Annotated in this window: 20 protein-coding genes; 11 read left to right on the forward strand and 9 right to left on the reverse strand. The window is 61.5% G+C overall.

Going from position 1 to position 22,167, the window contains the following annotated elements; translation table 11 throughout:
• Position 1 precedes the first annotated feature (1 nt).
• From ACE3PR_RS15265 to ACE3PR_RS15285, 5 genes are read right to left on the reverse strand one after another with little or no spacing between them, the layout of a single operon-like run.
• Complete coding sequence (locus ACE3PR_RS15265; protein ID WP_374373587.1) at positions 2-634, reverse strand: glutathione S-transferase family protein; 633 nt, start codon at positions 632-634, stop codon at positions 2-4.
• Positions 631-1,338, reverse strand: coding sequence for a DUF599 domain-containing protein (locus ACE3PR_RS15270; RefSeq protein ID WP_374373589.1), 708 nt, complete (start codon positions 1,336-1,338; stop codon positions 631-633). Before ACE3PR_RS15270 ends, ACE3PR_RS15265 begins: the two co-directional genes overlap by 4 nt.
• Positions 1,335-2,279 carry a DMT family transporter gene (locus tag ACE3PR_RS15275; protein WP_374373591.1) on the reverse strand — a complete coding sequence of 315 codons (945 nt, stop codon included), beginning with the start codon at positions 2,277-2,279 and terminating at the stop codon, positions 1,335-1,337. The genes ACE3PR_RS15270 and ACE3PR_RS15275 overlap by 4 nt, the downstream gene beginning before the upstream one ends.
• Positions 2,276-2,545, reverse strand: a complete 270-nt coding sequence (locus ACE3PR_RS15280) for a DUF1289 domain-containing protein (protein ID WP_374373593.1) — start codon at positions 2,543-2,545, stop codon at positions 2,276-2,278. The genes ACE3PR_RS15275 and ACE3PR_RS15280 overlap by 4 nt, the downstream gene beginning before the upstream one ends.
• On the reverse strand, positions 2,542-3,762 hold the full coding sequence (locus tag ACE3PR_RS15285; RefSeq protein ID WP_374373595.1) for a diaminopropionate ammonia-lyase: 1,221 nt from the start codon (positions 3,760-3,762) through the stop codon (positions 2,542-2,544). The genes ACE3PR_RS15280 and ACE3PR_RS15285 overlap by 4 nt, the downstream gene beginning before the upstream one ends.
• 88 nt (positions 3,763-3,850) lie before the next feature.
• Here ACE3PR_RS15285 and ACE3PR_RS15290 point away from each other — a divergent pair, with 88 nt between their 5' ends.
• Genes ACE3PR_RS15290 through ACE3PR_RS15305 form a run of 4 tightly spaced genes read left to right on the forward strand, consistent with a single transcriptional unit; the run spans position 3,851 to position 7,838 of the window.
• Positions 3,851-5,566 carry an adenylate/guanylate cyclase domain-containing protein gene (locus tag ACE3PR_RS15290; protein ID WP_374373597.1) on the forward strand — a complete coding sequence of 572 codons (1,716 nt, stop codon included), beginning with the start codon at positions 3,851-3,853 and terminating at the stop codon, positions 5,564-5,566.
• The gene (locus tag ACE3PR_RS15295; protein ID WP_374373599.1) at positions 5,563-6,453 is read left to right on the forward strand and encodes a fatty acid desaturase; all 891 of its coding nucleotides are present in this window, start codon (positions 5,563-5,565) and stop codon (positions 6,451-6,453) included. The genes ACE3PR_RS15290 and ACE3PR_RS15295 overlap by 4 nt, the downstream gene beginning before the upstream one ends.
• Positions 6,450-7,121, forward strand: coding sequence for a phytochelatin synthase family protein (locus ACE3PR_RS15300; RefSeq protein WP_374373601.1), 672 nt, complete (start codon positions 6,450-6,452; stop codon positions 7,119-7,121). Before ACE3PR_RS15295 ends, ACE3PR_RS15300 begins: the two co-directional genes overlap by 4 nt.
• Positions 7,122-7,124: 3 nt before the next feature.
• Positions 7,125-7,838 (forward strand): hypothetical protein, encoded by a 714-nt coding sequence (locus ACE3PR_RS15305; protein ID WP_374373603.1) that lies wholly within the window; start codon positions 7,125-7,127, stop codon positions 7,836-7,838.
• A 200-nt stretch (positions 7,839-8,038) separates the two neighbouring features.
• On the opposite strand, the gene ACE3PR_RS15310 is transcribed toward ACE3PR_RS15305, so the two are convergent.
• Positions 8,039-8,521, reverse strand: coding sequence for a tetratricopeptide repeat protein (locus ACE3PR_RS15310; protein WP_374373605.1), 483 nt, complete (start codon positions 8,519-8,521; stop codon positions 8,039-8,041).
• A 380-nt stretch (positions 8,522-8,901) separates the two neighbouring features.
• Here ACE3PR_RS15310 and ACE3PR_RS15315 point away from each other — a divergent pair, with 380 nt between their 5' ends.
• Positions 8,902-12,372, forward strand: coding sequence for an FAD-dependent oxidoreductase (locus tag ACE3PR_RS15315; RefSeq protein ID WP_374373607.1), 3,471 nt, complete (start codon positions 8,902-8,904; stop codon positions 12,370-12,372).
• 21 nt (positions 12,373-12,393) lie between these two features.
• Here ACE3PR_RS15315 and ACE3PR_RS15320 read toward each other — a convergent pair whose 3' ends face one another.
• The 3 genes from ACE3PR_RS15320 to ACE3PR_RS15330 all read right to left on the reverse strand — a co-directional run bounded on the left by ACE3PR_RS15320 (position 12,394) and on the right by ACE3PR_RS15330 (position 16,023).
• Positions 12,394-14,079, reverse strand: coding sequence for a hypothetical protein (locus tag ACE3PR_RS15320; RefSeq protein WP_374373609.1), 1,686 nt, complete (start codon positions 14,077-14,079; stop codon positions 12,394-12,396).
• Positions 14,080-14,324: 245 nt separating this feature from the next.
• Positions 14,325-14,534: a hypothetical protein gene (locus ACE3PR_RS15325; RefSeq protein WP_374373612.1), complete on the reverse strand. Its 210-nt coding sequence runs from the start codon at positions 14,532-14,534 to the stop codon at positions 14,325-14,327.
• Positions 14,535-14,655: 121 nt separating this feature from the next.
• A complete protein-coding gene (locus tag ACE3PR_RS15330; protein ID WP_374373614.1) occupies positions 14,656-16,023 on the reverse strand; it encodes a protoglobin domain-containing protein in 1,368 nt (455 codons plus the stop codon).
• Between the two features lie 381 nt (positions 16,024-16,404).
• Here ACE3PR_RS15330 and ACE3PR_RS15335 point away from each other — a divergent pair, with 381 nt between their 5' ends.
• The 6 genes from ACE3PR_RS15335 (at position 16,405) to ACE3PR_RS15360 (ending at position 22,108) form a co-directional block, all read left to right on the forward strand.
• On the forward strand, positions 16,405-17,028 hold the full coding sequence (locus ACE3PR_RS15335) for a DUF1638 domain-containing protein (protein WP_374373617.1): 624 nt from the start codon (positions 16,405-16,407) through the stop codon (positions 17,026-17,028).
• A 10-nt stretch (positions 17,029-17,038) separates the two neighbouring features.
• A complete protein-coding gene (locus ACE3PR_RS15340; protein ID WP_374373619.1) occupies positions 17,039-17,350 on the forward strand; it encodes a virulence factor in 312 nt (103 codons plus the stop codon).
• 6 nt (positions 17,351-17,356) lie between these two features.
• On the forward strand, positions 17,357-17,899 hold the full coding sequence (locus tag ACE3PR_RS15345) for a methylenetetrahydrofolate reductase C-terminal domain-containing protein (RefSeq protein WP_374373621.1): 543 nt from the start codon (positions 17,357-17,359) through the stop codon (positions 17,897-17,899).
• On the forward strand, positions 17,896-18,906 hold the full coding sequence (locus ACE3PR_RS15350) for a methylenetetrahydrofolate reductase (RefSeq protein WP_374373623.1): 1,011 nt from the start codon (positions 17,896-17,898) through the stop codon (positions 18,904-18,906). Before ACE3PR_RS15345 ends, ACE3PR_RS15350 begins: the two co-directional genes overlap by 4 nt.
• Positions 18,907-18,943: 37 nt before the next feature.
• Positions 18,944-19,891, forward strand: a complete 948-nt coding sequence (locus ACE3PR_RS15355; protein ID WP_374373625.1) for a methyltetrahydrofolate cobalamin methyltransferase — start codon at positions 18,944-18,946, stop codon at positions 19,889-19,891.
• Between the two features lie 162 nt (positions 19,892-20,053).
• Entirely contained in the window at positions 20,054-22,108 is a 2,055-nt protein-coding gene (locus ACE3PR_RS15360; RefSeq protein ID WP_374373627.1) for an ASKHA domain-containing protein, read from the forward strand.
• The last annotated feature ends 59 nt before the right edge of the window (positions 22,109-22,167 follow it).

Raw genomic sequence — 22,167 nt, forward strand, 5'->3', positions numbered from 1 at the left:
CTTAATCCGTCGGATATTTCGTGGCCGCCATGCTGGGCCGCGCGGAAATACGTTCCCACCAGGCGGTGAGGCGCGGGCGTTCCGCCAGCAGGATGCGGCCTTCCTCGGTCTTCAGGCCATAGGCGATCATCGGCGCCGCGTAGAGATCGGCCAAAGTGAGTTGCGTGCCGGCCAGCCAATCGCCGGCACCTTCCTCCAATACCTTGAGGCAATGCCGGGTCTTGAAGATCGCATAGGTGATCGCGGCTTCATCCGCCGCTTCGCCGGTCTTGGCCGCCTCGTCGCGCGCCACATAGATGTCCCAGACCAGGGGGCGATAGAGATAATGGTCGAGCACGCTCATCACCTGGTTCACCCGCGCTCGCGCAGCCGGTGTCTCTGGCAGCAAAGACGGGCCCGGAAAGGCTTCCTCGACATAGCGCGTGATGGCGCCGGTCTCGTAGATCGTGACGTCGCCATGCTGCAGCGCCGGGATGCGCGCGAAGGGCTGCAGTTTCAGGTAATCGGGCGGCGGCCCGCCTTCGGCGAAGATGTCGATTTCGACGAGGTCGTGATCGATTTTCTTTTCGATGAGGGCAAGCCGCGCCACGCGCACATAGACACTGTAGCTGGCGCCATAGAGGACAGGCTTCATTCTTTTGGTGGCCAATTTTCGGGTGGATTGAGTTCGACGTAACGCTGGATCGCCTTCGAGGCGCGCGAGATCACCTGCCGGCGCAGGAGCACGCCCATCACTAGGAAGATGCCGATGATGAAGGGCACCGGTCCCGCCAGCCAGGCGAGCCAGGCCGCTCCGAAGTAATAGCAGCGGATACCGCTGTTGAAGCTGTCGAGGGCGCTGGTATAGACCATCGCCAATTGTTCGGCCAATTCCGTGCGGTGTGGATAATCGTTGAGCGCCAGGGGTGCGGCACCCACCAGGGCGCAGCAGTAATTGTATTGCCTGAGCGCCCAGGTGAAGCGGAAGAAGGCGAGGACCAGCAGCACCACCATGCCCAGCAATTTCAGCTGGAAGAGCCCGGGATCGCCCGCATCGATGAAATGCCAGCGCGCGATGAGGGCGAGTGCCGCGTCGGCCTGGGCGAGGACGCCGATGAGGCCTGCCACGATGAGGATGGTGGCCGAGGAGAAGAAGGACATCGAATTGACGGTATGTCCGGTCAAGGCCGCGTCGACGATGCGGTCGGTGCGGCCCATCATGCGCTGCATCCAGCCGCGCCGCACCTCATGCATCATGGAATTGAGGTTGCGCCCGCGCCCGGCCAGTTTCGCGATCCGCGCATAGCCGCAAAAGCCGATGGCGAAGATGGCAAGGCCGATCCAGTCGAGAGCGTTCATGGGCGACTTCTCCCGCGCCTTTGCCGCAGCATCGGCACCACCAGGACCAGGAAGAGGGCAAGGATGATGAGCAGCAGAGAGAGGACCTCGGCAAGCCCCACCGGATCATGGGTGATGAGGGCCGAAGAGATGACGCCGACCACCGGAATGGCGAGCGTGCCGATGGAAGCCACCACCGCCGGATAGATCGCCACCACCCGGAACCAGGCCCAGTGACAGAACACCATCGGGATGAGCGCCGAATAGACCACGGCCCACCAGCCCAGCGACGAAACGGTGCCGGGCGCAAAACCCTGATCGAAGAGGAGGGCGCCCGCGAAGATCGGCAGGCCACCGATGATCATCTGCCAGGCGACCAGCGAGGTGGTGGGCATCGAGAATTTATGCGCCTTCAGCGCGACCGTGCCGAAGGCCCAGGAAATGGCCGCGAGCAGCATGAAGATCGGCCCGCCCGGTGCCGCCATCAGCCCCGCCCAATCCGGCACCACCAGGGCGGCGAGGCCGATGAGGCCAACGATGAGGCCCGCGACACGCAGGCCATCCATCTTTTCGCCGATCCAGATCGCGGCGATCATGGCGGCCCAGAGCGGCATGGTGAAGGCCAGGATCGAGGCACGGCCGGGCAGCATCAAACTGACGCCGATCGCCGAGAAAAGATGCCAGCCGGTGATATTGCCGAGGCTGGCGACGATCAGCCATTTCACATCCTGCCGCGGAATCCGGAGCGAGGATCCGGCGGCGCGCGCGATGATGAAGAGGCCGGCGGCACCGGCCAGCAGGCAGATCGCGCGATAGGTCCAGACCGGCACCTCGTCGACCGAAAGCTTGATCGCCGGCCAGTTGACGCCCCAGAAGAGGGTGATGGCCGCCAGCAACCAGAGGCCGGTTTGATTCTGGCCGGCCTGCTTGGCTTGTGAATCCGTCTCGGTGATGCTGCTCATTTGGCGCGCCGTTCGGCGATCTTGGCGAGGATCGCGTTGCGTTCATCCGGGGTCGAGATGATCCAGTCGCGGATCTCGTCGATGGTGCGCGTGCATCCCACGCAATAGCCCGTGAGCGGGTCCATCTGGCAGACGCTGATACAGGGCGAGGGCGGTCCGGAATTGAGGAGGCGCAGTCGTTCCGCGCGGCGGTCCTCGCGCGACAGCTTGTCTCGCATCAGGCGGCGGCCTTCCATCTGGCCCTTCAAATTCGGATCGTCGATCATGCCGCCAATACATCCTCCGGTTTCCGGCCGACCCATTGCCGATAAAGCACTGGGTCGGTGGCGCCCTCGCTGCCGATCACGAGCACACGCGATTGACCAGTGAGGAGCAGTGAATCTTTTATCTCCGCATCGCCTGCGGCCGCGATCAAGCCCGCCAATCCGCCGACACCCGCTTCCCCGCCGACGATGGGTGGGTCATCGCTTTGACCCGCGGCCAGGGTTTTCATGGCGAAGATCGCGGCATCGTCGGGAATTTTCAGAAAGGCAAAGCCCGCCGCATCCAGCAATCTCCAGGCAAGCGGCGAAACCTCGCCGCAGGCAAGACCCGCCATCAGTGTGTCGAGCTTGCCCGTCACCGTCACCGGGTGGCCGGCTTCGGCGCTGGCATAATGACAGGCGGCCTTCTCCGGCTCCACTACCACGATCTTGGGTCGAAGGGCATCGAGTTCCAGCCACAGATAGCCCGCGACCGCGGCCGGCAAGCCGCCGACACCCGCCTGGATGAAGACATGGGTGAGTTCCTCGCCGCGGGGAATCTGGTCCAGCATTTCCTTCAGCATCACGCCATAACCATGCATCACATGGCGCGGGACGTCTTGATAGCCATCCCAACTGGTATCCGAAATCACCTGCCAGCCGTTTTCGGCGGCATCCGTGGCGCAGGCGCGCACGCTGGCATCGTAATTGTCGGCGATGCGCCGTATTTCCGCGCCATAAGCGGCAATGGCTTGCGCGCGGCCCTCACTGACATCCTGATGGAGATAGATGACGGCGCGGCAGCCGAACAGCCGGGCGCCCCAGGCCACCGCCTTGCCGTGATTGCCGTCGGTCGCAGCCGTGACCGTGATGCCGGACGTGCGGGCGCGATATTTGCCGGCGACGAGATCCGCCGCCGTGACCTCATCTCCCAGCACATTCTGGAGATGCCGCAGCACCGCATAGGCCCCGCCCAAGGCCTTGAAGGCGCCAAGGCCGAAGCGCCCGCTCTCATCCTTGTAGTAAAGCCGCCCGATGCCAAGGGTCTTTGCGAGGCCGGGAAGAGGCACCAGGGGCGTGGGCCGATAATCCGGCCAGCGCGTGATTTCAGCCACCGCGCGGGCAAACCCCTCTTCATCCACCACGCCCGGCGCCGCCGCCGCGAGGCTGGTTTCTGCCGGGCTGAGGCGCGGATTGACGAAGCAACTGGCGTTGAAACGCGGTGGATTCCATTCGCTCATGGCTGCGACTATTATCAAACCGGCCTATCTTAGGCAAACTAGGCAGCCCGGCGATAAAATCCCCCAGCCACGCAGAAAGCGCATTGCTTTGGCCATTCCCGTACTTTCCAGGATGTTCGACCGTCAATTGCTCGGCCGCGTGCGCCTGGTAACCGGCCTGGTGCTCTTTGCCTATGTGCTCACGCATAATCTCAACCACGCCTTCGGCATCCTCTCGCTCGATGCCTTGGAACAGGGCCGCTACGTCTTCCTCGCCTTCTGGCGCTTTGCCCCCATCGAATGGGCGCTCTTTGCCAGCGTCTTCCTGCATATCACCGTGGCGCTCATCGCCCTCTATCGCCGCCACTCCCTGCGCATGCCCTTTTGGGAAGCGGCGCAATTGGTGCTGGGCCTCAGCACCCCGCCGCTGCTCATGCTCCATGTGCTGGGCACGGCCTATGCCAGCGAACGTTTCGACTTCACCGATTCCTACGCCTTCGTCCTCCTCTCGCTCTGGATCTATCTGCCGGTGCAAGGTGCATTGCAGGCCGTCGCGATCCTGGTCACCTGGATCCACGGCTGTATCGGCATGGCCTATTGGCTGCGCCTCAAATCCTGGTATCCCACCGCGCGGCCCTATCTCTTCGCCTTCGCCGTGATGCTGCCGCTCCTCGCCCTCATCGGCTTCGTCGATGGCGGGCGCGAGGCAGCCGAGAAACTCGAGAATCCGGATTGGCAGCAACAGATCGCCGCCGCGCAGAATTGGCCGGGCGGCGATGCCATCGGCGAAATCTATTTCCTGCAGCGTCTGGGCCTCTGGATTTGTGCCGGTCTGCTCGCTTTCGTGCTCATCGCGCGCTTCATCCGCCAGCAGCTCAACCGCCGCCGCGCCATTCTCGTCACCTATGACAACGGGAAATCGGTGCGCATCCAGGCCGGAACCTCGCTGCTGGAAGCCAGCCGCATGGCCCATATTCCCCATGCCTCGGTCTGCGGCGGGCGCGGGCGCTGTTCCACCTGCCGCGTCCGGATCAATGCCGGCGCCGATCAATTGCCCCCACCCAGCGAGGATGAAAAGCGCGTTCTGGCCCGCGTGGGTGCCGCCCCCGATACGCGCCTTGCCTGCCAGTTGCGGCCCACATCGCCTGTCACGATCACGCCCTTGCTGCCGGCCCAGGCGGGACCGCGCCAGGCCTTGGCGCGGCCTGATTTCCATGCCGGGCGCGAGCTTGAAATCGCCGTGCTCTTTGCCGACCTCCGCGGCTTCACCCAGCTTTCCGAACGACGCCTGCCCTATGACGTCGTCTTTCTCCTCAACCGCTATTTCAAGGCGATGGGCGAGGCCGTGACCGAGGCCGGTGGTTATCTCGACAAATTCATCGGCGACGGCGTCATGGCGCTTTTCGGCATCAAGGAAGGGGTGGGGGCGATTGCCAGCGAGACCGCCTGCCGCCAGGCCCTCGACGCAGCGCGGCGCATGAGCGTCAATCTCGCCGAACTCAACCGGCATCTCGCCCATGATTTGAAATCGCCTTTGCGCATCGGCATCGGCATTCATTTCGGCCCGGTCATCGTCGGCGATATGGGCTTCGGCGCGAACCAGCATTTGACCGCGATCGGCGATACGGTCAACACGGCGAGCCGCCTGGAAACCGCCACCAAGGAACTTGATTGCCAGCTCGTCATCTCGGAACATGTGACCCAGGCGGCGGGCCTCGACCCGATCGGCGAACGCCACCCGCTCCAGATCCGCGGCCGCGAGGCGGTGCTCGAGGTCCTGGCGATCAAGGACGCGCAAGACATGCAGCTTGGCGATAGCAAATGAGCAGCGCGGCAAGCATCAGCGCCCTTCAGGAACGCTCCGATGCGAAGGGGCTCGTGCATCTTGCCGGCCATCTCGCACTATTGCTGGCCACGGGTTATCTTGTCGCGCGGGCACAAGGCTGGTGGCTTTTGCCGGCGGCGCTTTTCCACGGCATCGTCCTCATTTTTCTCTTTGCGCCCTTGCATGAAACCGTGCACCGGACGGCGTTCAAGAGCCGCTGGCTCAATGACGGCATCGCTTTCGCGATCGGCCTGCTGCTGATCCTGCCGCGCGACTATTTCCGCGCCTTTCATTTCGCCCATCACCGCCACACCCAGGATCCGGCGCGCGATCCGGAACTGAGCTCGCCGCGTCCTGCCACGCGCGGCCAATGGCTGCTCTATGTCAGCGGTCTTCCCTATTGGCGCTGGCAGATCCAGGGCCTCGTCATGCGGGCGCTCGGCAAGGTCGGCGAAGAATTCTACGGCAACAATGCCCAGCGGCAGAAGGTCGTCGCCGAATCGCGTCTCGTGATCGCGATCTATGCCGCGATCCTCATCGCATCGCTCGTTCTTGAGAGTGACGTCGCCTGGCGCTATTGGCTGCTGCCGGCCTTGCTGGGTCAACCTTTCCTCAGGCTCTATCTGCTGGCCGAACATTGGGGCTGCCCGCTTTCGCCGGCCGATTCGCCCATCGCCATGCTGCTGCGCTCGCGCACGACCTACACCAACCGAGCAATGCGCTTCCTCGCCTGGAACATGCCGTTCCATGCCGAGCATCACGCTTTTCCCGCACTCCCTTTCCACGCGCTGCCGCGCGCCAATGATCTGGTGCGGGATCAGCTCGGCACGACATCGCCCGGTTATCTCGCCGCGACCGGCTGGATCCTTGCGAGGCTGAAAGCATGAACGATGTCGGCAGCCTTGGTGCGTTGACGCCGCTCGCCCGGGACCAGGCACATCTGCGCGCACATCCAGCGCCGAATTTCTGGGCCCTGATGCCGCATCAACTGCACCAGCACACCGATTCCGCCTGTTCCCTTGCCAGCGCCGTCATGGTTTTGAATGCCGCGCGCGGTCTGGCGGGCCACAACCGCGTGGGCGGTCTGGTCAGCGAGAAACGTCTGTTGGAGAAATTCAGCCACACCACCTGGCCGTCGGGCGTGGCGCTCGATGGCGGCGGCCGCAAATTGCTGGAACTGGCCGATCATCTCGAGGAGGCCCTGGGTTTCTATGATCTTCCCGGCTGGCAGATCGATCGCGTGGCCGTGGCTTCACCCGATGCCGCAGCGGGCGATGTCTTGCGCGCGCATCTTGCCGCGATGGAAGAACATCCGGGCTATTTCCCGATTGCCAATTTCCATCTTGATCTCTTTTATGGCGACGGCACCGATGTGGGTCATTTCTCGCCCTTGGCCGCCTATGACGCCCCGCGCGACCGCGTGCTGGTGCTCGATGTCTACAAGGCCGATTACGAACCCGCCTGGGCGCCGGTCGACCATCTGTTGAAGGCGATGGCGAAACCCTGTGAGGACGGCCAATTGCGCGGCTATCTGATCATGCGGCAGCGGAGATAACGCATGCATGCCACATTCACAAAACTGTTCAATACGATTTGGCGAGCGTTTCGAACGCCAAGAGGGTTAATCGCAATTTGCTTAACAGTGTTTGGCATACTGAGGTTAGATCGTCTAATTGCGACAATACTAGGCGACTATCCCGCTATAGCTCAAAACATCGAGCCCTGGATCAACTACCTGTTGGTGTTTGTTGCTGGTGTTCTTATTGATCAAGCAGTCCACAATCAACTCCGCGTAGCAGAGTTTCCAAATTTGATATCGGGAAAGGCTCTAACTGAAGCTGCGAAGAAGATTGGATGGGATTTTGATAGCCAAAAGAGCTTGGAGATTCTTGACTTCGCAAAAGTCATGCAGCAGTCGGGTCTAGATGGGTCTCTCACCTTGTGGGGGCGAGAGGGACCAGTTCAATTCGAAGAAGTGTATGGACCACTTATCAAGATTCCTTCGGAGCACTGGAGGGATTTTGAAGTGAATTCAATCGGAATCCTAAATGGTGGAAGCGCTGAGGCAAACTCACGTAGTCTTATGCAAGGCAAGAATGGCTACTTCGATCTGCATGTAGATCAGGAGCCGGCAATGTGGTGGCTACGCAATATCGCTTTTAAAGAGCGTGGTAAGCGTCAGCAATTAGAAGATCGAAAGGAAGAAAGGCGAAGCGCTAATAGAGAGCTAATGAGACAACAACAGCAGCAGCTAGAAAAAGACGGTGAATAAATAGTCCGTTCAGTAAGATCTAGCGGAAGTGCGCTTGTGATGCCTGGTCTCAATTTTTCGCTAAAACTTCCACGCTCTACGAAATACTCGAGTATCGAGAAGATTGTCTAAACTGGTCGTCCGTAAAACCTAAATTGGCATCCGACCTGTCAGTTGCTCCAGCGTCATGCCCGGGCATGACGCTGGAGCTAGGACCGCCCTCAATTGATGTTGTTGTCGTCCTTGTAATCGTCGATCGAGTCTTCGAGCTCGTCATATTCGTCGCAATCGCCGCAAGCCGCCTTCAGCTTGGCCAGCTGCGCTTCGGCGCTGGCGAGATCCTTCTGCTCCAGATAGAGCTCGCCCAGATATTCGTTGGCGCCGAGATGGTTGGGCTCGAGTTTGAGGGCCTTCAGGTAATATTCCATGCCCGCCGCCCAATTGCCGAGCTTCCGGTTGGCATAGCCCAGCTGGTTGAGCGCGTCGGCATATTCGCCCTTTTCCTTGATCGACTTTTCCAGCAGCGGAATGGCCTTGGCGTATTCCTCATCATCGATGAGATCCACCGCCTTGGTGTAATCGTCGGCCTTCTTCGCAGGCTCGGTCGAATCCGAGCCCATGGCGAAGCCTTGCGCGGCAAAGCCGATCCCGCCGAGCCCGAGGCTGATCACGGTCAACAAAGCGGTCAGGGTCTTCTTCATCATTTCTCTCCTGGTAGGGCAGGTATTTCCTGGTTATTACGCCGCTTCCGGCGCGTCGGATGCATACCGATCGCGCCATCAATTAGCCCGGCCGCCCCGGTGCCGCTGTGAAGGGCTTCACAAGGACCCATCACAGGATGCCGCGAGGGGCCGGATTATTCCCGATAAATCTCCCGGGAAGTATTTGAAAAGCGCTCGTAAATGTCCAAGCACGAATTCGCGACACTTCCGCCAAATGTTACCGGTTTTGCCGTTTCGCGCCTGCGAAACCGAATCTATCTTGCGGAAATTCGTTTGTGTACGAATAATATCGCCATTGGTTGCCACCGGATACCGTGCCTGGCTCTTTTGCCGTCAAGGTCGCGGGTGATGAAGGAAGCCCAATGCGCGATCTCGACCTGGCTTTCGGCCTAGGCTTTGCGGATCTCTACGCGCCCGGCGGTCTCGCCCGGCTGGACGCGGCCTTTCTCGATGATCTGAAATCCGGCGATCCCAGCCTGCACGCCCGGTTGATGGCGGTGCGCGGCGATCCCGGCGGGCTGGAGGCTAAATACCAGTCGCAGCTCATCCTCGATCTTGCCGGCCCGCTCGAGGATTTCATCGGCAAGCTCTTCAAGATCACCGATGACCTCAATGCCCTGCGCCGGCGGCACAGCGAGCTTGCCCCGCTTTACACCTGCAAGCGCCTTTTCGTGCAGCGCCGTGCCTTGAAGGCTCATGGCCCGGACAAGGTGGCGGCGATGGATGCCGATGCCTTGCGCGCGCAACTCACTGATCTTTTCGGCGGCCGGTTCGACGAACTCGTTTTCGCGACCCATGTCGAGATCTGGCTGAAGGATGAGGCGGCGAACACCGCCGCCCTCGATCTCGCCACCCAATATGCCGCCTGGGCGACGCAGAGCGAGGCCGGCAAAAAGCTGCACCGCGACGGCATCCTCTTCAAGGCGCCGCGCAAGGTTGATCCCGAACATCTCCTCCATATGAAAAGCGAGAGTCGGAACGGCGTCACCGCGTTCAAACTGCCCACCGAGAAGCTGCGTCACCGCGAAGGCTTCGCGCTCACCGATCCCGGCACCGATCTCAAGGGCGCCCTCGACCAGGCCAATTACTGCATCTGGTGCCACAATCAGGGGAAGGATTCCTGCGCCAAGGGCCTCCACGAGAAGGACGGCACTTTCAAGAAAAGCGTCTTCGGCGTGACGCTGGCCGGCTGTCCGCTCGAAGAGAAGATTTCCGAGATGCATACGGCCAAGGCGAATGCCCAGCCTTTGGGGGCACTCGCCATCATCGCCATCGACAATCCGATGGTGGCGGCGACGGGGCACCGCATCTGCAACGATTGCATGAAGGCCTGCATCTATCAGAAGCAGGAGCCCGTCGACATCCCGCAAGCCGAAACGCGGACGTTGAAGGACGTGCTCTCGCTCCCCTGGGGCTTCGAGATCTATGCGCTGCTCACGCGCTGGAACCCGCTCAATTTCAAGGCACCGGTTGCGAAACCCGCCTCGGGCAAGAAGGTGCTGGTGGTGGGCCTCGGCCCCGCCGGCTATACGCTCGCACATTATCTCTTGAATGACGGCCATACCGTGGTGGCGGTGGATGGCTTGAAGATCGAGCCGCTCAGCGCCGATCTCTCGGGCGTCACCCCTGACGGCAATCGCCTTCCCTTCAAGCCGATCCGCGATATGGCGGAACTCACGGAAGATCTGGGCAGCCGCGCCATGGCGGGTTTCGGCGGCGTTGCCGAATACGGCATCACCGTCCGCTGGGACAAGAATTTCCTCAAAGTCATCCGCCTGCTGCTGGAACGGCGCGAGACCTTCGCCATGTTCGGCGGCGTGCGCTTCGGCGGCACCATCACGCTGGATCAAGCCTGGGCGATGGGTTTCGATCATGTGGCACTCGCCATGGGCGCCGGCAAACCGACCTTGCTCGACATGCCGGGTGGCCTCGCGAAAGGTGTCCGCATGGCCTCCGATTTCCTGATGGCGCTGCAACTGACCGGCGCTGCCAAGACGGATTCGATCGCCAATCTGCAATTGCGTCTGCCCGCCGTGGTGATCGGCGGTGGCTTGACCGCCATCGATACCGCGACCGAGGCCATGGCCTATTACCCGCTCCAGGTCGAGAAGTTCCTGAAGCGCTACGAGATCATCGCCGCCGAGAAAGGCGAGGCGGGTTTACGCGCGCAATGGAACGCGGCGGAACTGGCCGTCGTCGACGAATATCTCGGCCATGCGCGTGCCATCCGAGCCGAACGTATGCGCGCGGCATCTGCCGGCGAAAACCCGCGCATCTCGGCGATGCTGCAGGAATGGGGTGGTGTCACTCTTGCCTATCGCCGCCGCCTCATCGACGCGCCGTCCTATACCCTCAATCACGAAGAGGTGGAGAAGGCGCTGGAGGAGAACATCCGCTTCGCGGAGAATCTCGCGCCCACCCGGATTGATGTCGACGCGGCTGGCTTTGCCGAGGCGATCCATTTGCAACATGCCGATGGCAGTGCACATCTGCTGCCGGCCCGTTCCGTGCTGGTGGCGGCGGGGACGCGGCCCAACACGGTGCTGGCGCGCGAGGATGCCGCGCATTTTTCACTCGACGGCCAGTATTTCCGGGCGATCGACGAGAACGGCGAGGTGGTAACGCCGGAGAAGCTGGCCAAGCCCAACGAGATTCGAATCATCACGCAGCGCCGCGAGGATGGCTGCGCGGTTTCCTTCTTCGGCGATCTCCATCCCAGCTTCGCGGGCAATGTGGTGAAGGCGATGGGCAGCGCCAAGCAGGGCTGGCCGGCGGTGGCGGATGCACTCACACATCGTCCGGCGCCAGCCGATACCGACACGGGCGCCTTCCTGCAGGACCTCAACCGGCGCCTCCGTGCCAAGGTCCGCGCGGTCAACCGCCTCACCCCCAATATCGTCGAGGTGGTGGTGGAAGCCCCCCAGGCCGCCGCCAATTTCCAGCCGGGCGAATTCTACCGCCTGCAGAATTTCGAAAGCCTCGCCCCGCGGGCGGCCGAGACGCGGCTCGCCATGGAAGGGCTGGCGCTGACCGGCGCCTGGACCGATGCGGAACACGGCCTGGTGGGCCTCATCGTCCTTGAAATGGGTGGCTCGTCCGATCTCTGCGCGCGGTTGCAGACAGGCGAGCCGGTGATCCTGATGGGCCCCACCGGTGCGCCCACCGAAACACCGGCGGGCGAAACCGTCCTGCTGGCTGGTGGCGGGCTTGGGAATGCGGTGCTGTTCTCGATCGGCCGCGCGCTGCGCGCCGCTGGATCCAAGGTGCTCTATTTCGCCGGCTACAAGAAACTCGTCGACCGCTACAAGGTGGCCGAGATCGAGGCAGCGGCGGATGTGGTCGTCTGGTCCTCGGATGAGGCGCCGGGTTTCACGCCCACGCGCCCGCAGGACAAGACCCATAGCGGCAACATCATCGACAGCATCCTCGCTTATGCCGATGGGCGCCTCGGCGAGACCGCGATCAAGTTGCAGGATGTCGACCGCATCATCGCCATCGGTTCCGACGGCATGATGGCCGCCGTGCAGCGCGCGCGGCACGAGGTGCTGAAGCCCTATCTCAAGGAGAAGCATTGCGCGATCGGCTCGATCAACTCGCCGATGCAATGCATGATGAAGGAAATCTGTGCGCAGTGTTTGCAGCCGCACCGGGATCCGGTGACGGGGAAGGAGAGCGTCGTCTTCTCCTGCTTCAACCAGGATCAGGATCTCGACCGGGTCGATTTCGCGGGCCTCCGCCAACGCCTCGGCCAGAATTCCGTGCAGGAAAAACTGACCAAGAACTGGATCGCCCATGCTCTGGGTGAACTCGATCGGGAACGGGCGGCGGAATAGGGACGTACTCCTGCTGAGCGGTCATTTGGCAATCTTCGAGAAGGCGCCCATATATTCTTCTGATACTTCTCCCTTTCGTGAAGCGAGTATCTCTCGCTGGTTCTTTTGCCACCTCACACCCACTTGATTCAGTATAGAACGCCATCCCAACCTATCGATTGCAACTACCGTTTCTGCAAATGCGCGACCTTTCAACCGAGTCAATAGCTCAAACGCCGCCACCTGACCCTTTGCCCGCGCGATCATCGCAAAGGCAACTAACCTCTGCTCGATGGTGAAGCTGTTAGAGTCCATAAACACGGTATGAGCGCGGGCGGTTGTCGCTTCGTCCAGTGGGGTATCGATGGCGTCTAGGAGGGGGTAGAGAACCGGCGCACCTTCCCTGCGCAGGAATGGGCCAAAGGCAAGAGAATGTAGGCTGGATTGTGCGAAAGCCGCCTTGGTACGAGAAAGAGCGATAATTGCAGTCGTTGTGCTTTCTGGATCGTCACCCTCAAGCGCACGAAGAATGAGCTGGCGATGATCTTTCAATGCCTGCGAGGCCTGCACGCTGCCTTTCAAAAGCAGCAGACCGAGAGCGACATCCTCTGGGTCCTCGCTGACCAGGAACGCCTCACTCTCAGCAGTCAATCTCGTCAAGTCACCCCTGTAGCAGAGACCAAACATATTGCTTGCGCTGAAATACGCCTCATAATTCGGCGTCAGTAAAAGACGACGTATTTGAGGAACAATGGCCTTGAGATTCTGGCAGTCGCTTTTGCGCACCAGTTCCGTGAACGCCTTTACGGCTTTGGAATCAAATCTGTACTCCTGACTTTTCTCCATCAGTTCGAGCAGGCCTGAGAGAGCAGCAACCAGTTGGTCTCCCTCCACTACCGGCTCGCTGAGATTGACGTTCAGTACCTCGCGATAGAAGTCGATCTTGGTGTTCACGCTCCCCAATCTCGGTATGTCGAGTTTCAAGCCGAGCAGCGCCGCCGGAACGAGAAGTACATTTGGCACATGGGTAGAGACCCGACCGGCCAAGCGACGACCGACAATATTTTCCACGCCATTCCGACGCTCAATCAGTTCGAATACCTCTCCACGGAATGTGCCGAGGGCAATGCCCCCATTGTCACGAAGATCCGATACGCGGATGGCAAAGCCGTCCGGTAATTTCTCGTCCACTCTGACCTTCCAGCAGGTATCTGCTATGCCCAGGGAGAGAAAGTGGGCGACACTTTCATATGTGGCTTGATTGATCTTATCGGCGACAAGTACGCAATCTTGGCCGGTGGATTTCACATATGTTTTGATTTCACGATACTTGCCCTCAGTCAGTCTTCTTGTTTCTCCCCAGGCATTCGTGACCTGACCGTTACGTTGCGCGATGACAGCCAGACAATCTTCTCGACAAGATCTTTCGTCGATTTCAAGGACAAGCGTGGCCTCAGGGTCCACGGGGGTGGCGACGCTCATGAAATCCTGATTGCGGGCAATCGCCGCATTTATGGAGATGTCGAGGAAGGCAACAAGCGGCCCCAGTGCGAACAGCAGAATTGGCCCCAGGATATTGCCTGGGCGCCCTCGCAGTCCGCCTACGATTGCAACCAATGCCGGACCACCGAAGACAAGCGCTGCGATCGGGATTATCAGCAGGGGCACAAATATGACGGCCGCGAAGAACTCAACCGAGTTGACGACCCCACTTGCTGCTGCAATCAAGCCACAGCTCACCACCAAGCTGATTACGGTATCTTTGGCTAGTCCGCGCACCACACATGCCCTCTCTCGTATTCTTATTGCGAGAGGGTACCAATGGACGCAACTTAGCTACACGTGATTAGCGAGAGACTCGTTCACGATCGGGAAAAGGTAATCTCCCACCACCCCGTCCCTTCACCTCACAGTACATCCGTGCTCAGGCAAAGGCGGGTGGCAGGCCCGGCCCTTTTGGGGGCCGATCTCGATTACATCAGGCGGATCTTGCCGAAAGCCTTGGGGTCGATGCCCAGGACCCGGAGGTCATCGGCTTCAGGCTGGGCTTGGTGCTCGACCGCCGCGGCGCAGGCGCGCGCTGCTTCCAGGCTCCGCAGGAAGTCCAACACCGCATGACCGAAATGGTTCAGCGGCGCCAGAAAACGGGTCGCGGGAGTGAATTGTGCAGCTGAATCAGTCATTTGCTTCTCCTACATCCCCCGACACGTCAGATATAGGGATTATGTTGCGCTGCAACAATGAGACAAACGACCACACCTGCGCTTTTCTTCTTTGTGACTTCGGTCCTGGACCCTGTTTCGCCTAGGCAGCGCCCTTGCGCTGCAGGCTGTCGAGGAAGCCGGCGACCTCGCGTTCCAGCGCCGCCGTCTGCTGGGTGAGGGCCTGGATTTCGAGCGCCACATTGTCGGCCACCCGGCTCGCTGTGCTGATCGAGCGGGCGACGGCGGCGATGCGGGTGGTGACGGCGGCGGTGTTCTGGGAAACGCTCTCGACGCTGCGCGCGATCTCGCTGGTGGCGGCACCCTGCTCCTCGACCGCGGCGGCGATCGCGGTATTGGTGTCGCTGATCCGGTTGATCGTGTTGGCGATGGCGTGGATGGCCTCGGCCGATTGCCCGGTCGCCGATTGCATCGCCTTCACCTCGCCGCTGATCTGGCCGGTGGCATCTGCCGTCTGGCGCGACAGGCCCTTCACCTCCGCCGCCACGATCTGGAAGCCGCGCCCGGCATCACCCGCCCGCGCCGCCTCGATGGTGGCGTTGAGGGCGAGGAGATTGGTATGCCCGGCAATGTCGTCGATCAGCTTCACCACATGATTGATGTGGCCCGCCGCCTCTTCCAGCGTCGCCACCGCTTTCCCGGTGGCTTCCGCCTCGGCCACGGCTTCATGGGCGATATTGCTGGCGGTCGTGGTCTGGCGCTGGATTTCGGCGATGGCGGCGGTCAGTTCCTCGGCCGCCGCCGCCACGCTTTCCACATTCCCGGCGGCGATTTCGGAGGCTTCCGAGACGGCCTGCGCATCGGTCGCCGCGGCATTGGCGCTCGCCAGCAATTCACCCGACCCGCTCGAAAGATGCTCGGTGACCGCTTTCAATCCGTCGACGACGCCGGATACCTTGCCGCGGAAATCCTCGCCGATGCGTTCGATCTCGCGCCCATGGCGCGCCTGCAATTCCTCGAAATAGGCCGAGACCGCGATATCCATGTCCAGCATCGCCAGTTGGGTGAGGGCGGAGATGAGATCACCCATCTCGTGCTGGGATTGTGCGGCATTGACCCTCGAATAACGCTTGGCCACGGCGAGGTGGATGAGATGCGAGAGGGTTCTGTGATAGGCGGCGATATACCAGCGCGGCTCCAGCCCGATCCGCGCATGGACGAGGCCGATCTTCAGCGCCGATTGGAAATATTCCGCATCGAGGCGGCCTGAGAACAGCCGCTTCCAATGGGCGATCTGCGCCGATTTTGCGTATTCCATGCGCCCGGCATCGGAAAACATCGAGGTGAGCGCCGGCCATTTGGCCAGGTGCCCATAAAAATCCGCCATCGCCGCCGGCAGAGCCGCCTCGATTTCCGGCCGGAAATCGGCGATGCGCCGCAGGATCTTTTCATCAATGCCGGAAAAGGCGAGACGCTCGGTGATGTGGAGTTCCTGCTGGGCAGCTTGCATGTCGGACCTCGTGAAAGGGGCATGAGTGCCTTTTATCCATATCGGCTGGCATGGGATGCTACGTTGATATGGATCAAATTTCATCAAATAACCTTGCGATTTCAATATGTTAATAAACGATGAATCAGGAATTCAGATGTCCTCCGTAGGCTTTCCGGACTATCATGGCGGGGGCCGGGCGCAATGGCGCCGGGACTCATGGCTGAAATCAGGCTAAATGCGCCGGTCGGGATTGTTCCGAGCATGATTCAGCCTCACTCGGGCGTGAGAAAAGTTCAGTTTGCGACATAATCCTTGGTCGTTAATCGACTATCTGCCGTCGCCGGGATTGCAGCCCATATGATGGCAAAGCCCTACCAATGACCGGGAACGGAGGCTGTTTTGGCGGTTACTGCCACATCGGGTTGCCTGATCATTGCCTGCGGTGCGCTTGCCAGGGAAATGCTGGCTGTGCGCGTCGCCAATGGTTGGGACGATTCGCAATTGGCGGTGACCTGCCTGCCGGCGATCTGGCATAACCGCCCGGAGAAAATTCCGGAAGGCGTCAGGTCGAAGATCAAATGGGGCCGGAAGAAGGGATTCAAATCCATCTTCGTGCTCTATGGCGATTGCGGCACCGGCGGCCTCCTCGACGAGGTGTTGAAGGAAGAGGGGATCGAGCGCATCGACGGTCCGCATTGTTACGATTTTTATGCGGGACACGCGGCCTTCGATCAGTTGATGGAAGAAGAACTGGGCAGCTTCTTCCTCACCGATTACATCGCCCGGCATTTCGACCGGATCATCTGGCAGGGCATGGGGCTCGACCGGCATCCGGAATTGCGCGATGCCTATTTCGGCCATTACCGCCGCGTCGTTTATCTGGCACAGATCGACGACCCGGCGCTGACGGCCAAGGCGGAGGCGGCGGCCGAAAGACTGGGCCTCGCCTTCGAGCGGCGGTTTACGGGATATGGCGAGCTTGCGACCTTCATGACGCAGGCCCGCGACAAGAGTGAAGGATAGGATAGAAGAAATGGCGCAACTGACCGTGGTCTATTGGCGCGATATTCCGGCCCAGGTGATCGTCAAGAAGGGCCGCGAGAGCGCCAAGAAGCAATTGGACGAGCGCTTTGAGAAGGCGATCGACCGCGCTGCCATGCGCGCCAAATTGCGCGACACCGATTCATATCTCGCCGAATGGCGCCGCGCGGCACCCGTTGAGGTCAGCGATGATCTCGAAGCCGAGGCGGTGAAGGCCCAAGCCGATCTGGAAGCCGCCTTTCCGGAAGAGAAGCTGAAACAACTCGTCGAACAAGGCGGCCTTGCCGCCGCCAATGAAGGCTGACATCCCATGTACGCAGTGCGCCTCTGGTCGGTGCGCCACGCAAAGGGCCTCAATCGTTTCTACAAGGCGTTCGAGCGCGTGATGGTGGCGCTCCATCCCGTCTGGAACAAGATCGGCTATGACAAGGTCGAGGAACCGTTCCAGGTGCTGGAAAAGGTCACCAAGGGCTTTCTGTTCGATTGCCAGATGTGCGGGCAATGCGCGCTTTCGTCCACCGGCATGTCCTGCCCGATGAACTGCCCCAAGACCCTGCGTAACGGTCCTTGCGGCGGTGTGCGCCCCAACGGCCATTGCGAGGTGAAGCCCGAGATGAAATGCGTCTGGGTGCAGGGCTGGAACGGCGCCGCGCAGATGGGCGATTTCGAGAAGATCAAGGACGTGCAGCTTCAGGTCGACAACAAGCTGAAGGGCCGCTCCTCCTGGCTCCGCGTCGTGCGGATGGAGAAGAAAATCGGCGAATTCGCGCCGAAGCCGCCAAAAGCGCCGCCCGCGAAAAAACCGGAAGTCGCGAAACCAGCTTCACCCGCCGGTGAGGGGAAGGCGGCATGAGCGATCTTCATTTCGATCCCTCGGCGCCGCTGCCCTCGCTGCCCGGCCATTCCTCGGGCGGGCGCCTGGAGCGCATCCTGCGCTCGGGCCGCTTCGCCGTGACCGCCGAACTCAATCCGCCCGATTCCGCCGATCCGCGCGACGTCTATGACCGCGCCCTCGTGCTCTCGGAAGTCTGCGACGCGATCAACGCGACCGATGCCTCGGGCGCCAATTGCCACATGTCCTCGGTCGGCATCTGTTCGCTGCTGACGCGTGCCGGCTATGCCGTCATCATGCAGATCTCGTGTCGCGACCGGAACCGGATTGCCATCCAGGGCGATGTGCTGGGTGCCGCCGCCATGGGTGTTCAGAACATCCTCTGCCTCACCGGCGACGGTGTGCAGGCGGGCGACCAGCCGGAAGCCAAGCCGGTTTTCGATTTCGATTCCACCTCGCTGCTGCGCTGCATCCGCGGCATGCGCGACGAGGGGAAATTCCTCTCGGGGCGCAAGATCACCGTGCCGCCGCGCGTCTTCCTGGGTGGTGCTGCGAACCCGTTCGTGCCGCCGCTGGATTATCGCGCCGTCCATATCGGCAAGAAGATCGCCGCCGGCGCCCAGTTCATCCAGACGCAATATTGCTATGACGTCCCCATGCTGCGGACGTTCATGGACCAGGTGCGCGCGCAGGGTTTGCACGAGAAGGCCTTCTTCCTGATCGGCGTCGGTCCCTTGCCCTCCTCCAAGACTGCGCGCTGGATGCGCAGCAATGTGCCGGGCGTGCATATTCCCGACGCGGTGATCGAACGCATGGAAAAATCCCAGAATGAAAAGGCCGAAGGCAAGCAACTTGCCATCGACCTCATTCAGGAGATCAGCGAGATCGAGGGTGTCCATGGCGTGCATGTCATGGCCTACCGCCAGGAAGAATTCGTCAACGACATCATCCACGCTTCGGGCGTGATGAAGAATCGCAAGCCGAAGCGAGCCCCCCGGCCCGCGGAGCATGTCTCCATTTCGGCATGAGCCAAGAAATTAGCGTGTTCAGAAAGGACCTTTCGTTATGACCGATACCGTCGTCAGCTCAGCCACCAAGGAAGTCGTGATCGGCTTCGAGCGCCCCTTCTGCGTGATCGGCGAGCGCATCAACCCCACCGGCCGCAAGCTGCTGGCCGCGGAAATGGCGGCGGGCGATTACAGCCGCGTGAAATCCGATGCCCTGGCCCAGGTCGAGGCCGGTGCGCATATGCTCGACGTCAATGCCGGTATCCCGATGGCCGACGAGCCGCGCATCCTTGCTGAATCGATCCAGCTGGTGCAATCGCTGACCGACACGCCGCTCTCGATCGACAGCTCGATCGTGGCGGCCCTCGAAGCCGGCCTCGCGGTCTACAAGGGCAAGGCGCTGGTGAATTCGGTCACGGGCGAGGAAGAACGCCTCGAAGTGGTCCTGCCGCTGGTCAAGAAATACGGCGCCGCCGTGGTCGCGATCTCCAACGACGAGACCGGCATTTCGGAAGATCCCGACGTGCGTTTCGAAGTGGCGAAGAAGATCGTCCAGCGCGCCGCCGATTACGGCATCCATTACAGCGACATCGTGGTCGATCCGCTGGTCATGCCGATCGGTGCCTTGGGGAATGCCGGCAAGGCCGCGTTCAGCCTGATCCGGCGCCTCCGGGAGGAATTGAAGGTCAACACCACCTGCGGCGCCTCCAATATCAGCTTCGGCCTGCCCAACCGCCACAGCCTCAACCAGGCCTTCCTCTCGATGGCGATCGGTGCCGGCATGACCTCGGCGATCATGAACCCGCTGCACATGGAAGAGATGACCGGCATCTGGGGCGCCGACGTGCTCATGGGCGCCGATGCGCATTGCGCGCATTGGATCAAGCGGTTCCGCGAACCGGCCGCCGAAGGCGAAGCGGGTGCCCGCGGCCGCCGCGAACGCACCGGCCGCCGTGGCGGCGGCGGTGCCACCGGTGGCGGCAGCCCGGAAACGGCCAGCGCGTAAGTTAGTCTACCAAGAGAGTTTTCCCTCCCCCCTGAAGGGGGGAGGAGTCAGCAAGGTTGAATGACAGTTTCGTATTTGCATGCGCCCCATCCTTGAGCCAAGGATGGGGTTCGGTGTTTCAGGGCTTGCTAAAGACCACAAGATTATCGCGGGATCAGTATCATGGCGGATGTCACCACGGATAATGTCGATACAGGCAATAGCGTCACGGGTGACCCGTTGCTGGTCTTCATGCCGTCGGGCCGGCGCGGCTATTTCCCGCTGGGCACGCCGATCCTGACCGCCGCGCGGCAACTCGGCGTCGATATCGATTCGGTCTGCGGCGGGCGCGGCATTTGCGGGCGCTGCCAGGTCGTGGTCTCGGAAGGCGAGTTTGCAAAACTGGGTGTGACCTCCGACGCGCATCATCTTTCGGATTTCTCGTCGGTCGAACAGCGTTACGCCGACAAGCGCGGCATGAAGCCGGGCCGCCGGCTTTCCTGTTCGGCGAAATTGCTGGGCGATCTCGTCATCGACGTGCCGGCCGATAGTCAGGTCCACAAGCAGGTGGTCCGAAAGCGCGCCGAAATGCGCGAGATCACCTTGGATCCGGTCATCCGCCTTCATTACGTCGAAGTGCGCGAGCCGGACATGCATGATCCCACGGGCGATCTGCAGCGCCTCAACATGGCCTTGAAGGAACAATGGGACCTCGAGGGTCTCGATTGCGACGTGCGCGCGATCCAGGGCCTGCAGCAGGCCCTGCGCAAGGGCGAATGGAAAGTGACCGTCGCCGTCCATATGGGCAAGCAGATCACCGCCGTCTGGCCGGGCTTCCAGGACAAGATCTACGGCTTTGCCGTCGATGTGGGCTCGACCACCATCGCCGGGCATCTCTGCGATCTCGCCACGGGCGAGGTGGTGGCGTCATCGGGCCTCATGAATCCGCAGATCCGCTTCGGCGAGGATCTGATGAGCCGCGTCTCCTATGTGATGATGAATCCGGGCGGCGATGCGGACATGACCAAGGCCGTGCGCGAGGCCCTCAATGATCTCGTCCAGGCGGTGGTCCGGGAAGCCGGCTGCACGCCCGAGGATGTGCTTGAATGCACCTTCGTCGGCAACCCGATCATGCATCATCTGCTCCTCGGCATTAACCCGATCGAGCTCGGCTGGGCGCCCTTTGCGCTGGCGACCGATGGGCCGGTGCAGATCTGGGCGACCGAGATCGACCTCAAGGTCCATCCCAATGCGCGCATCTATGTGCTGCCCTGCATCGCCGGCCATGTCGGTGCCGATACCGCCGGCGTCATCCTCTCGGAGACGCCCTATGAAGCGGAGGAGATGACGCTCATCGTCGATGTCGGCACCAATGCCGAGATCGTGCTCGGCAACAAACACAAATTGCTGGCGGCCTCCTCGCCGACCGGTCCCGCTTTTGAAGGCGCCCAGATCTCCTGCGGCCAGCGTGCGGCACCCGGCGCCATCGAGCGCGTGCGCATCGACCGCGACACGCTGGAGCCCCGCTTCAAGGTGATCGGCTCGGATCTTTGGTCCGATCATCCGGATTTTGCCAAACAGACCGAGGCCTTCGGCATCACCGGCGTCTGCGGCTCCGGTATCATCGAGGCCCTGGCCGAGATGTTCCTGGCCGGCATTCTCACGCAAGACGGCGTCATCGATGGCGGCATGGCGGCAAAGAGCCCGCGCATTCAGGCGGAAGGACGCACCTTCTATTACCTGCTGCATGACGGCCAGCCGCAATTGCGCATCACGCAGAACGATATCCGCGCCATCCAGCTGGCCAAGGCCGCGCTCTATGCCGGTGCCCGCCTGCTGATGGACAAGCTCGGCATCGAGAAGGTCGACCGCATCACGCTGGCCGGCGCCTTCGGCAGCCATATCGATGTCAAATACGCCATGGTCCTCGGCATGATCCCGGATTGCGATCTCGCCAAGGTGACCTCGGCCGGCAATGCCGCGGGTACCGGCGCCCGCATCGCCCTCCTCAACCGCGGGGCGCGCGACGAGATCGCCCGCGTGGTGAAGCAGGTCGAAAAGGTCGAGACCGCGGTGGAGGCCCGGTTCCAGGAACATTTCATCGAGGCGATGGCGCTTCCCCACAAGACCTCGCCCTATCCGCATCTCGCCAAGGCGGTAAATCTTCCTGCACCCAAAACGGCCTCGCAGCCCGAGGGCGAGGATGGCGGCCGGCGCCGCAACAGGCGGCGCGGCTAGAGCTGCTAGGGTTAAAATCGGCTTCCGCCATCGCCGCATGGCAGAAGCCCCGAACCGGC

The sequence above is a fragment of the Dongia sp. genome (genome assembly GCF_041909655.1).
Lineage (GTDB): Bacteria > Pseudomonadota > Alphaproteobacteria > Dongiales > Dongiaceae > Dongia.